Origin of the sequence: Pantoea sp. S62, assembly GCF_016658625.1 — a bacterium.
Lineage (GTDB): Bacteria > Pseudomonadota > Gammaproteobacteria > Enterobacterales > Enterobacteriaceae > Pantoea > Pantoea vagans.
The window spans coordinates 136,561-148,528 of the sequence record NZ_JACVVI010000005.1 but is presented as its reverse complement, the minus strand read 5'-3'; the positions used below and the strand labels follow the sequence as shown (position 1 = coordinate 148,528).

At 52.3% G+C, this 11,968-nt stretch carries 11 protein-coding genes; 7 read left to right on the top strand and 4 right to left on the bottom strand.

Going from position 1 to position 11,968, the window contains the following annotated elements:
• Nucleotides 1-21: 21 nt before the first annotated feature.
• The 4 genes from clpX to bolA all read right to left on the bottom strand — a co-directional run bounded on the left by clpX (nt 22) and on the right by bolA (nt 4,300).
• Complete coding sequence (clpX, locus tag IBT54_RS09795; protein WP_003850494.1) at nt 22-1,293, bottom strand: ATP-dependent protease ATP-binding subunit ClpX; 1,272 nt, start codon at nt 1,291-1,293, stop codon at nt 22-24.
• Nucleotides 1,294-1,428: 135 nt separating this feature from the next.
• Nucleotides 1,429-2,052, bottom strand: a complete 624-nt coding sequence (clpP, locus tag IBT54_RS09790) for an ATP-dependent Clp endopeptidase proteolytic subunit ClpP (RefSeq protein ID WP_010255410.1) — start codon at nt 2,050-2,052, stop codon at nt 1,429-1,431.
• Between the two features lie 335 nt (nt 2,053-2,387).
• Nucleotides 2,388-3,692, bottom strand: a complete 1,305-nt coding sequence (gene tig, locus IBT54_RS09785; protein WP_201252080.1) for a trigger factor — start codon at nt 3,690-3,692, stop codon at nt 2,388-2,390.
• A gap of 293 nt (nt 3,693-3,985) precedes the next feature.
• A complete protein-coding gene (gene bolA / locus IBT54_RS09780; protein WP_033731761.1) occupies nt 3,986-4,300 on the bottom strand; it encodes a transcriptional regulator BolA in 315 nt (104 codons plus the stop codon).
• A gap of 286 nt (nt 4,301-4,586) precedes the next feature.
• On the opposite strand from bolA, the gene IBT54_RS09775 reads away from it, so the two are divergent.
• The 7 genes from IBT54_RS09775 to cyoE all read left to right on the top strand — a co-directional run bounded on the left by IBT54_RS09775 (nt 4,587) and on the right by cyoE (nt 11,918).
• Nucleotides 4,587-5,165: a lipoprotein gene (locus tag IBT54_RS09775; RefSeq protein WP_110331457.1), complete on the top strand. Its 579-nt coding sequence runs from the start codon at nt 4,587-4,589 to the stop codon at nt 5,163-5,165.
• A 57-nt stretch (nt 5,166-5,222) separates the two neighbouring features.
• Entirely contained in the window at nt 5,223-6,713 is a 1,491-nt protein-coding gene (gene ampG, locus IBT54_RS09770; RefSeq protein WP_095707605.1) for a muropeptide MFS transporter AmpG, read from the top strand.
• Nucleotides 6,714-7,157: 444 nt separating this feature from the next.
• Nucleotides 7,158-8,084, top strand: a complete 927-nt coding sequence (gene cyoA, locus IBT54_RS09765) for a cytochrome o ubiquinol oxidase subunit II (RefSeq protein ID WP_033731758.1) — start codon at nt 7,158-7,160, stop codon at nt 8,082-8,084.
• Nucleotides 8,085-8,088: 4 nt separating this feature from the next.
• The gene (gene cyoB / locus IBT54_RS09760; RefSeq protein ID WP_013356988.1) at nt 8,089-10,071 is read left to right on the top strand and encodes a cytochrome o ubiquinol oxidase subunit I; all 1,983 of its coding nucleotides are present in this window, start codon (nt 8,089-8,091) and stop codon (nt 10,069-10,071) included.
• On the top strand, nt 10,071-10,688 hold the full coding sequence (locus IBT54_RS09755; RefSeq protein WP_009091720.1) for a cytochrome o ubiquinol oxidase subunit III: 618 nt from the start codon (nt 10,071-10,073) through the stop codon (nt 10,686-10,688). Before cyoB ends, IBT54_RS09755 begins: the two co-directional genes overlap by 1 nt.
• Nucleotides 10,688-11,017, top strand: coding sequence for a cytochrome o ubiquinol oxidase subunit IV (locus tag IBT54_RS09750; protein ID WP_008924889.1), 330 nt, complete (start codon nt 10,688-10,690; stop codon nt 11,015-11,017). Before IBT54_RS09755 ends, IBT54_RS09750 begins: the two co-directional genes overlap by 1 nt.
• Before the next feature lie 13 nt (nt 11,018-11,030).
• Nucleotides 11,031-11,918: a heme o synthase gene (gene cyoE, locus IBT54_RS09745; RefSeq protein WP_061061826.1), complete on the top strand. Its 888-nt coding sequence runs from the start codon at nt 11,031-11,033 to the stop codon at nt 11,916-11,918.
• Nucleotides 11,919-11,968 lie beyond the last annotated feature (50 nt).

Here is an 11,968-nt window from a genome sequence, read left to right as displayed (position 1 = left end):
CAACATGGACGATCTGTTTAATTATTCGCCAGATGCCTGCGCTTCATGCTTGCCGTAGATCAGCATGGGCTCAGACTGACCTTCAATAACTGATTCATCAATCACTACTTTTTCCACGTCATCCATGGAAGGCAGGTCGTACATGGTTTCCAGCAACGCGCCTTCAACAATAGAACGCAGACCACGCGCACCGGTTTTACGTGACATCGCTTTCTTAGCAATGGCGGTTAATGCCTCGTCACGGAACTCCAGCTCAACGCCTTCTAGGTTAAACAGCGCCTGGTACTGTTTTGTCAGGGCGTTTTTCGGCTCACGCAGAATCTGAATCAGTGCTTCTTCGCTCAGTTCACTCAACGTTGCGACCACAGGCAGACGACCGATAAACTCAGGGATCAGACCAAACTTGATCAAATCTTCAGGTTCACACTGTGACAGCAGTTCGCCTTCGCTGGCTTTCTGCGACTTCCCTTTTACGGTAGCGCCGAAGCCAATACCGGATCCGGTTTCCACACGCTGGGAGATCACTTTATCCAGGCCGGCAAATGCGCCGCCGCAGATAAACAGAATTTTCGAGGTATCAACCTGCAAAAATTCCTGCTGCGGATGCTTACGTCCACCCTGCGGCGGAACAGCAGCCACGGTGCCTTCAATCAGTTTAAGCAGAGCCTGCTGTACACCTTCGCCTGACACATCACGTGTAATCGACGGGTTATCTGACTTACGTGAGATTTTGTCGATTTCATCGATGTAGACGATGCCGCGCTGTGCTTTCTGTACGTCGTAGTCACATTTCTGCAGCAGTTTCTGGATGATGTTTTCAACGTCTTCACCCACGTAACCGGCTTCAGTCAGCGTGGTGGCGTCAGCCATAGTGAATGGCACATCCAGCAGGCGCGCCAGCGTTTCTGCCAGCAGCGTTTTACCACTACCGGTCGGGCCGATCAGCAGAATGTTACTTTTGCCCAGTTCGATGCCATTGCTGGTATCGCCGTTACGCAGACGCTTGTAGTGGTTATAAACCGCAACCGCCAGCACTTTCTTCGCTCTTTCCTGACCGATAACATAATCATCGAGGTGATGGCGAATTTCATGTGGGGTTGGCAACGCACTGCGTTCACGATGCGGGGCAACTTCTTTAATCTCTTCGCGAATGATGTCGTTGCACAGGTCAACACACTCATCGCAGATATACACTGACGGCCCGGCAATCAGCTTACGCACTTCATGCTGGCTTTTGCCGCAAAAAGAGCAGTACAGCAACTTTCCTGAACCGTCTTTGCGCTTATCTGTCATCAGTTAACCTCTTCTTGTTCTCAGGCCATACCCGCGTACGGCTCAGGCCGTACAGGGACGGCCGAAATTCATTCAACCCATAATAGTACCGTTGTCCTGTTAACTATAGACCAGGGACAACGGTAAGTCGGGGTCTTATTGGCGATGCGTCAGAATTGAATCGACTAATCCATACTCTACCGCTTCATTTGCAGAGAGGAAACGGTCACGCTCGGTATCACGCTCAATCTCTTCCAGCGTTTTACCGGTGTGCTCAGCCATCAGCTCATTCATACGCTGTTTAACTTTGAGGATTTCACGCGCATGGATTTCAATGTCTGACGCCTGGCCCTGATAGCCGCCCAGCGGCTGGTGGATCATCACGCGCGAGTTTGGCAGACAGAAACGCTTGCCTTTGGTGCCCGCTGTCAGCAGGAACGCACCCATTGAACAGGCCTGTCCCATACAGATAGTGCTGACATCCGGTTTGATAAATTTCATGGTGTCGTAAATCGACATACCGGCCGTGATCACACCGCCTGGCGAGTTGATGTAAAGATAGATATCTTTTTCCGGGTTCTCAGCTTCCAGAAACAGCATCTGCGCCACGATCAGATTCGCCATGTGGTCTTCAACCTGGCCAGTCAGAAAGATAACGCGCTCTTTAAGCAGACGGGAGTAGATGTCGTAAGAACGCTCACCACGCGAAGTTTGTTCAACCACCATTGGCACCAGCGCATTGTGCGGTGCAGTATATTCACGATCGCCACTGTATGACATTACCGTCTCCTGGATAAATTTCATTGGCAACATTCTGTACCGATTCTACGTAAGACGCGCGGGAAACTCCACGTCGCACCTTTTCCGACACCTTCAGGACGGTTAATCAGCCAGCCTCACTCTTCATTCTGCATACTCCCACTATCTGGGGATGCTGCACGCATGTTTCAAGCATAACAATCTTTTCCCTGTTCGCTAACCCGGAAAAAGCGATGCGTGAATAATTTGCCGATTAATTAAGCAAATAGCGGCGAAGAGTCGCGTTCTGTACGCAAAACACAAAAAAGCCCGCGACTTTTCAGTCACGGGCTTAGCACAGACGGTTAACTGCGTGATCAGGCCTGAGCGGCCTGATTCATCAGTTCCTGGAAGTTGGTCTCTTTCTCGGTCACTTTAGCTTTCGCCAGGACCGCTTCAACCGCTTGCTCTTCCAGCGCGACGTTGCGCATGTTGTTCATCAGCTCGTTATTCTTGCTGTAGAACTCGATAACTTCTTTCGGATCTTCATACGCAGAAGCCATCTCTTCGATCATGGTGTTAACGCGCGCTTCGTCAGCTTTCAGTTCGTGGGTACGAATCACTTCGCCCAGCAGCAGACCGACAACAACACGGCGTTTAGCCTGCTCTTCAAACAGTTCGCGTGGCAGTTCCAGCGCCTGCTGTTCGTTGCCGCCGAAACGCTGTGCAGCCTGACGACGCAGAACGTCGATTTCGCTGTCAACCAGCGCAGCTGGCACGTCGATTTCGTTCGCTTCAACCAGGCCGTCGATCGCCTGAGTTTTGATGCGGTTACGGATAGCGCCTTTCAGCTCGCGATCCATGTTCTTACGCACTTCAGTACGCAGACCGGCAACTGAACCATCTTCAACGCCGAAACGTTTGATGAACTCTTCAGTCAGCTCTGGCAGCTCACGCGTTTCAACTTTCTTCAGCACGATCTCGAATTTCGCATCTTTCCCTTTCAGGGTTTCTGCGTGATAGTCGTCCGGGAATTTCACGTCGATAGTGAACGTTTCGCCCGCTTTGTGGCCCACAACGCCTTCTTCAAAGCCTGGGATCATGCGGCCCTGGCCCATGGCCAGAACGAAATCAGTGGCTTTGCCGCCTTCGAACTCTTCGCCGTCAACAGAACCGTTGAAATCGATAGTTGCACGATCTTCCGGGCCTGCAGCTGCGTCGCTTTCGATCCAGTTGGCCTGCTGCTTACGCAGGGTATCCAGCATGGTATCAACGTCAGCATCAGTCACTTCAACGACAGGTTTTTCAACTTCGATGTTTTCCAGGCCTTTCAGCTCAACTTCCGGATAAACTTCGAATTCAACCGCGTAGGTAAAATCCTGACCTTCTTTGTATTCGCCTGGCACGTAGTTTGGTGCGCCAGCCGGATTAATTTTTTCTTTGATGATGGCGTCAACAAAGTTGCGCGTCATCAGCTCGCCCAGCACGTCCTGACGGACAGAAGCGCCGTAACGCTGCGCTACGATGTTCATCGGCACTTTGCCTTTACGGAAACCATCGATGCGAACTTTCCTGGCAACGTCAACCAGTTCTTTTTTTACTGCGCTTTCGATGCTGTCAGCTGCAACAGTAATCGTAATGCGACGGCCCAGGCCCTGAGTGGTCTCTACAGAAACTTGCATCTTGTTACCTCAAAAAATCACGTGCTCGGTCAACTTCAGACACCACACATCGTGAAATGCGCCGTATCCAACAACCGGGACGGCTTCCGTGAAGAGAACCTGATCCCTGTTACCAGAAGCGTCCCGAAGACATTCCGGAAAAATAGACGCAGCATTATAGCGGCATCGCTGGAATGAGTCGAGGACGCTAACTCACCACTTTTCAGCAGGTTTGCTGCTTTTTTGAGCCAGGGATCGCGTTTTTCGCTAAATCACAGAAAAAACGGCCAGCAGGCCGTTTCAGAGAAGGGAGATCAGGCGAGACTTCCGGCACCACGACAGTTAGGTGAAGCCAGAACGGTATCCTGCAACCCTTCCCACTCTTTCAGGGTGTAAGTATGCAGGGCTAAGGCATGGACACTGCCCGCTAATTCAGCCGCCAGTTCACTATAAATCAGACGATGACGCGCCAGGAAGCGCTGGCCTGCAAAGCAGTCGCTGACAATAACCACTTTGAAGTGACTTTCCGATCCGGCAGGCACGTTGTGCCGGTAACTTTCGTCATGCACTTCCAGATGAGCTGGCTGAAACGCCACACGCAGCTTTTCTTCTATTTGTTCGCGGATCATGGCTATTACTCCTCAATGGCGAGCGCGGTGCCCCATCTTATTCAATCTTAGTCGCTTTTAGTGCGCTTACCCGCCGGCGGACGCTAAATATTGCATTTTATGTCAGCCCGCTTCCGGCAGGCATCATAACGCAGTCGAAACCATCAGCAAACCAGCCTGTCAGAGAAGAGGCTTAAAACGGTTTCAGAGACAATTTCACCCGTAACAGGGCTTTTTTCACTGCCGGGCAATGCTATGATGGCCGCAGTTTTTGCAAACCAACCCCCTGACACCCACGAGAAAAAGTATGTTGAAAAAACTGTTATTCCCACTGTTGGCTGCGTTCATTTTAGCCGGCTGTGCAACCAGCAATAATACCCTCACTATCCAGCCTAAAATTCAGCTGCCGCAGCAGGATCCGGGCCTGATGGGCGTGACTGTGAGCATCAATGGTGCCGACCAGCGTAAAGATCAGGCGCTGGCAAAAGTTAACCGTGATGGTCAGTTAGTGACCCTGACGCCATCGCGCGATCTCCGTTTCCTGCTGCAGGAAGTGCTGGAGAAGCAGATGACCGCACGTGGTTATATGATTGGTCCTGATGGCGCGGTCGATCTGCAGATTGTGGTTAACAATCTCTACGCTGACGTGACGCAGGGCAATGTGCGCTACAGCATCACCACCAAAGCGGACATCTCTATCATCGCGACCGCCAAAAACGGCAACAAGCAGGTTAAAAACTACCGCCAGACTTACAGCGTAGAAGGCGCGTTCAACGCTAATAACCAGAAGATCACTAACGCGGTCAACGCCACCATGAGCGATGTAATCGCGGATATGGCACAGGACACCAGCGTTAACGACTTCATCAAGCAGAACACCCGTTAATACCGTCTCACCTCTGCCCTGCCTCGTGCAGGGCATTTTGTTATCTGCAGGATCCGCATGAACCACTATCTTCGCCTCTTCAGCCAGAAAAACGCCGCTGTACTGTTGCTCCTTGGTTTTGCTTCCGGACTGCCACTGGCACTGACTTCGGGTACGTTGCAGGCATGGATGACGGTGGAAAATGTCGATCTGAAAACCATCGGCTTCTTTTCACTGGTCGGCCAGGCCTATGTCTTTAAATTTCTCTGGTCGCCGATGATGGACCGCTATACGCCGCCGTTTCTCGGCCGGCGTCGCGGCTGGTTACTGCTGAGTCAGCTGGCGCTGGTGGGCGGGATTGTCGCGATGGGATTTCTGCAGCCAGGCCGCGATCTGACCCTGATGGCGGCGCTGGCAGTACTGATCGCCTTCTGCTCCGCCTCACAGGACATCGTTTTTGACGCCTGGAAAACCGATATTCTGCCACCTGAAGAGCGCGGCAGCGGCGCAGCGATTACCGTGCTGGGCTATCGGCTGGCGATGCTGATTTCAGGCGGGCTGGCGCTGTGGCTGGCTGACCGCTATCTGGGCTGGCAGGCGACCTACTGGCTGATGGCACTGATGATGGTGCCAGGCATTATTGCCACGCTGATGGCGAGCGAGCCGGACACGCGCACTTCCACCCCGCATTCACTGCGAGAGGCAGTTGTCGACCCGTTGAAAGATTTCTTTCAGCGCAACAACGCCTGGCTACTCATTACGCTGATTATTCTCTACAAGCTGGGCGATGCCTTTGCCGCCTCGCTGACCACCACTTTTCTGATCCGCGGCGTCGGGTTCAATGCCGGTGACGTCGGCCTGGTTAACAAGACGCTGGGTCTGCTGGCGACCATTATCGGGGCGCTTTATGGCGGCGTACTGATGCAGCGCCTGAGTCTGTTCCGGGCGCTGCTGATTTTCGGCGTGCTGCAGGCGGTTTCAAACTTTGGTTACTGGCTACTGGCGGTGACCGACAAACAGTTGTGGAGCATGGCCAGCGCAGTCTTTGTCGAAAACCTCTGCGGCGGCATGGGCACCGCGGCCTTTGTCGCGTTGTTAATGACGCTGTGCAATAAATCGTTCTCAGCTACCCAGTTTGCCCTGTTATCGGCGCTCTCCGCAGTGGGCCGGGTCTATGTCGGCCCCGCAGCGGGGTGGCTGGTAGAACTCTGGGGCTGGCCAACTTTTTATGCTTTCACGGTGATCGCGGGTGTGCCGGGCCTGGTGCTGCTGGCTTTTTGCCGCCAGACGCTTAATCAGGTCGAGCAGAGTGGCAATTTCCTCACACGGAGCTACTATCCTCATGGCTATCGCTGGACTAATCGTCTGTTTGCAGCCGGTTGCGGCGTGCTGGCTCTCTGGCTGCTCGCGCTGGCACTGAATGCACTGGGGCTGATTGCGCTGGCACCGCTATTGACCCGCCTGTTTGAGCTGGGCATGAGCCTCTCTCTGCTGGCGGTGCTTGCCGGGGTGTTGCTGGATTACAAGGCACTGAAGAGAACGCCGGTGTTGCCCGCGTCAGATGCTTAAGTGAAATCGATAGGTTAACGGGCTGCGGCTTATTTTGTGACGTCCGGATAAGTCGCCGTCATTTATCATCGCGTGTTATTTTTAAAAAATAAGAATAGATCCTGAGGAGGCGTAGCGGAAATACTAAAAACCGGTTAGCAATTACTTTAGTTAAATTTCATCGCGCAAATGATGCAGACTTGTTAAATATTTGGGAGTTAAAAGTAAGGGTTATTCCTTTCCCTGATTTTTTTACGGTTACTTCCATCGGTTTTTGTTATATTGATGCCAACTGCTTGTCTGCGTTAATTATTTGTCACCTGGCGCAACATCTGTGACACCCTTAGCAAAAGGTGTCAACACGTATCTGACACATCCTTAAGCTGGTTTACACTGCATAAACCTTCCCGTAAAATGCGCGCACACTTAAACGACAATAGAGCCCTTTGTCATTGAGGTCGTTAAATGAGACTCAGTAAATACAATAAAAGTTTGGGGATTTTGTCATTAATTGCAGGCACTTTATTAATGAGTGGCTGCGATAGTGCATTGTTAAATCCCAAAGGACAGATTGCACTGGAGCAACGTTCGCTGATACTGACTGCCTTTGGCCTGATGTTGATCGTCGTGATTCCCGCAGTCCTGATGGCCGTGGTGTTTGCCTGGAAGTATCGGGCGTCCAACACGAATGCGAAGTACAGCCCTAACTGGTCACACTCTAACAAGGTTGAAGCCGTGGTCTGGACCATTCCGATCCTGATCATTCTCTTCCTCAGCGTACTGACCTGGAAATCAACCCACGCACTGGAGCCCAGCAAACCGCTGCAATCTGATGTGAAACCGGTTGAGATCGATGTGGTTGCACTGGACTGGAAATGGTTGTTCATTTATCCGGAACAGGGTATTGCGACCGTGAACCAGATTGCCTTCCCGGCAAATACTCCGGTGAACTTTAAAATCACCTCTAACTCCGTCATGAACTCTTTCTTCATTCCAACACTCGGCAGCCAGATTTATGCGATGGCGGGTATGCAGACCAAACTGCATCTGATTGCGAATGAACCAGGCACTTTCGACGGTATCTCTGCGAACTTCAGTGGTCGCGGTTTCTCTGGCATGAAGTTTAAAGCCATTGCAACCAAAGACGATGCGGAATTCCAGCAGTGGGTGGCTAAAGTCAAAGCAGCCCCTAACACGCTGACCACCATGGAAGATTTCGAGAAAGTGGCTGTGCCAAGCGAAAATCATCCGGTGGAATATTTCTCTTCAGCTGATCCGAAACTGTTCATGCAGGTTATGGACAAGTTCAGGATGAGCCACGGGAAAATGGACATGCCACAGCATGAAGGTATGGACATGAGTCACGCCGCTTCCGCGGGAGCCGAGGAATAATACGATGTTAGGAAAATTAACACTTGATGCAGTGCCGTATCATGAGCCGATTATCATGGTTACGGTTGCCGCTATCCTGATAGGTGGTGCTGCGCTGGTCGCTGCGCTCACCTATTTTGGTAAGTGGAAATATCTGTGGTCTGAATGGCTGACGTCAGTTGACCACAAACGCCTGGGTATCATGTATATCATCATGGCGTTCGTCATGCTGATTCGTGGCTTCGCAGATGCCATTATGATGCGTACCCAGCAGGTGATGGCTTCGGCCGGTGAAGCGGGAATTCTGCCACCGCACCACTACGACCAGATCTTTACCGCGCACGGCGTGATTATGATCTTCTTCGTGGCGATGCCTTTCGTGGTTGGCCTGATGAACATCGCCGTTCCGTTGCAGATTGGTGCACGTGACGTTGCGTTCCCGTTCCTGAACAACCTGAGCTTCTGGTTTACCGCGGTCGGTGTGATCCTGGTTAACCTGTCTCTGGGTGTGGGCGAGTTCGCACAGACCGGCTGGCTGGCTTATCCGCCGCTCTCCGGCGCGGAGTACAGTCCCGGCGTCGGGGTCGATTACTGGATCTGGAGCCTTCAGCTCTCAGGTATTGGTACGACCTTAACCGGTATTAACTTCTTCGTGACCATCCTGAAGATGCGCGCACCGGGCATGAGCCTGTTCAAAATGCCGGTCTTTACCTGGACCGCGCTGTGCACCAACGTCCTGATCATCGCTGCGTTCCCGGTTCTGACCGTGACCCTGGCGCTGTTGACCCTTGATCGTTATCTCGGCTTCCATTTCTTCACCAATGAAATGGGCGGGAACATGATGATGTACGTCAACCTGATCTGGGTCTGGGGCCATCCGGAAGTGTATATCCTGGTACTGCCGGTGTTTGGTGTGTTCGCAGAAATTACCGCGACCTTCTCCAAAAAACGTCTGTTTGGTTATACCTCGCTGGTATGGGCGACTATCGCCATTACCGTGCTGTCGTTCATCGTCTGGTTGCACCACTTCTTCACCATGGGTGCGGGTGCCAACGTTAACGCCTTCTTCGGTATCATGACGATGATCATCGCGATTCCGACCGGGGTTAAAATCTTTAACTGGCTGTTCACCATGTATCAGGGCCGCATTCAGATGCACTCTGCCATGCTGTGGACCGTTGGCTTCCTGGTAACCTTCTCTGTAGGGGGTATGACCGGCGTACTGCTGGCCGTTCCGGGCGCTGACTTTATTCTGCACAACAGCCTGTTCCTGATTGCACACTTCCACAACGTAATCATCGGTGGTGTGGTCTTCGGTTGTATGGCGGGCGTGACCTACTGGTTCCCGAAAGCATTCGGCTTCACCCTGAACGAAACCTGGGGTAAGCGCGCATTCTGGTTCTGGATCATTGGCTTCTTCGTTGCCTTTATGCCGCTGTACGCACTGGGCTTCATGGGTATGACCCGTCGTCTGAGCCAGGATATCGATCCACAGTTCCACCCTCTTCTGGTGGTTGCTGCGGTCGGTGCAGGTCTGATTGCACTGGGTATCCTGTGTCAGCTGACCATGTTCTACGTCTCCGTACGTGATCGCGACCAGAACCGTGATGTGACAGGTGACCCGTGGGGCGGTCGTACGCTGGAGTGGGCAACCTCTTCACCACCTCCGTTCTATAACTTTGCTGTGATCCCACATGTCCATGAGCGTGATGCGTTCTGGGAAATGAAAGAGAAAGGCGAAGCGTACAAACAGCCGGCATCGTATGAAGAAATTCATATGCCGAAAAACAGTGGTGCGGCAATCGTCATCTGCGCATTCGCTACTGTGATGGGCTTCGCGCTGATCTGGCATATCTGGTGGATGGCGGGTCTTTCATTCCTCGGCATGATCGTTACCTGGATCGTGAAGAGCTTCGACGAAGACGTGGATTACTACGTTCCGGTTGCCGAAGTTCAGAAGATTGAGAACCAGCACTTTGACGAAATCAGCAAAGCAGGTCTGAAATAATGTCAACTGAAACTCTGATTAAACATCACCACGACGCCCATGCGGAGCATGGGCATCACGATGCAGGAGCCAATAAAGTCTTTGGCTTCTGGATCTACCTGATGAGTGACTGCATTATCTTCGCAACCCTGTTTGCGACCTATGCCGTCATGGTCAACAACACTGCCGGTGGCCCGGCAGGTAAAGATATCTTTGAGCTGCCGTTTGTTCTGGTAGAAACCGCCCTGCTGCTGTTGAGTTCGATCACTTACGGCATGGCTGTTATCTCCATGAACAAGGAGCAAAAAGGTGCCGTTATCGGCTGGCTGGCGCTGACCTTCCTGTTTGGTCTGGGCTTCATCGGTATGGAAATCTATGAATTCCATCACCTGATTGCTGAAGGCTTTGGTCCGGATCGCAGTGGCTTCCTGTCAGGCTTCTTTACGCTGGTCGGTACCCACGGTCTGCACGTGACCTCCGGTCTGATCTGGATGCTGGTTCTGATGTTCCAGATTTCCAAACGTGGCCTGAACGCGACTAACCGCACCCGTATCATGTGTCTGAGCCTGTTCTGGCACTTCCTGGACGTGGTCTGGATTTGCGTCTTCACCGTTGTTTACCTGATGGGAGCCATGTAATGAGTCATTCTGTTAACGAACATGGCGCTTCACACGGTAGCGTGAAGTCCTACATGATCGGCTTCATCCTCTCTATCATCCTGACGGCAATCCCGTTCTGGATGGTGATGGATGGCAGTGCATCTCACGGTACTATCCTCGGTGTTGTTCTGGTGTGTGCGGTCATTCAGGTGCTGGTTCACCTGGTGTACTTCCTGCATTTAGACAGCAAATCTGAGGGTGGCTGGAACATGGTAGCCATTGTTTTCTCGGCCATCATCATCCTGATTGTCGTAGTAGGCTCACTGTGGATCATGTGGAACCTCAACTACAACATGATGCCTCACTAAAGAGTCACGCGTAATGTTTAAGCAATACCTGCAAGTTACAAAACCAGGAATTATTTTCGGGAATTTAATTTCTGTGATCGGCGGATTCCTGTTGGCCTCCAAAGGCAACACGGATTACGCCCTGTTTCTCATCACCCTGGTGGGCGTGTCACTGGTGGTTGCATCGGGTTGTGTTTTCAACAACGTGATTGACCGCGACATCGACATCAAGATGGAGAGAACCAGGAATCGGGTGCTGGTAAAAGGCCTTATCTCCGCGAAAGTAAGCCTGGTTTATGCCACTGTGCTGGGTATTGCTGGCTTTGCGTTGCTCTACTTCGGTGCTAATCCGCTGGCCATGTGGCTGGCGGTGATGGGCTTCGTGGTGTACGTGGGCATCTACAGTCTGTATATGAAGCGTCATTCCGTTTACGGAACGCTGATTGGCAGTCTGTCGGGTGCTGCGCCGCCGGTTATCGGCTACTGCGCCGTCTCTAACCAGTTTGATGCTGGCGCGTTGATCCTGCTGGCTATCTTTAGCCTGTGGCAGATGCCGCATTCGTACGCGATTGCTATCTTCCGCTTTAAAGATTACCAGGCAGCGAACATCCCGGTTCTGCCGGTGGTGAAAGGCATTTCCGTCGCGAAGAATCATATTACGCTCTATATCCTGGCGTTTATGATTGCCACGCTGATGCTGACGCTGGGCGGTTACGCGGGCTACAAATATCTGGTGGTGGCCGCTGCGGTCAGCGTCTGGTGGCTGGGCATGGCGTTATCGGGTTACAAAACCGCAGATGACCGTGTCTGGGCGCGTAAGCTGTTTGTCTTCTCTATCGTAACCATCACCGCGCTGAGCGTGATGATGTCGGTAGATTCGATGGCTCCGGCTTCGAAGGACCTGCTGACCTACGTCTGGTAACCGGCACCGATACAGCATGAAAAGGGCGCGATTTTCGCGCCCTTTCTTTT

Coding starts and splice junctions, on each gene's coding strand:
- clpX (WP_003850494.1), bottom strand. CDS start 1,293: ATGACAGATAAGCGCAAAGACGGTTCAGGAAAGTTGCTGTACTGCTCT.
- IBT54_RS09750 (WP_008924889.1), top strand. CDS start 10,688: ATGAGTCATTCTGTTAACGAACATGGCGCTTCACACGGTAGCGTGAAG.
- tig (WP_201252080.1), bottom strand. CDS start 3,692: ATGCAAGTTTCTGTAGAGACCACTCAGGGCCTGGGCCGTCGCATTACG.
- IBT54_RS09755 (WP_009091720.1), top strand. CDS start 10,071: ATGTCAACTGAAACTCTGATTAAACATCACCACGACGCCCATGCGGAG.
- IBT54_RS09775 (WP_110331457.1), top strand. CDS start 4,587: ATGTTGAAAAAACTGTTATTCCCACTGTTGGCTGCGTTCATTTTAGCC.
- cyoA (WP_033731758.1), top strand. CDS start 7,158: ATGAGACTCAGTAAATACAATAAAAGTTTGGGGATTTTGTCATTAATT.
- cyoE (WP_061061826.1), top strand. CDS start 11,031: ATGTTTAAGCAATACCTGCAAGTTACAAAACCAGGAATTATTTTCGGG.
- clpP (WP_010255410.1), bottom strand. CDS start 2,052: ATGTCATACAGTGGCGATCGTGAATATACTGCACCGCACAATGCGCTG.
- cyoB (WP_013356988.1), top strand. CDS start 8,089: ATGTTAGGAAAATTAACACTTGATGCAGTGCCGTATCATGAGCCGATT.
- ampG (WP_095707605.1), top strand. CDS start 5,223: ATGAACCACTATCTTCGCCTCTTCAGCCAGAAAAACGCCGCTGTACTG.
- bolA (WP_033731761.1), bottom strand. CDS start 4,300: ATGATCCGCGAACAAATAGAAGAAAAGCTGCGTGTGGCGTTTCAGCCA.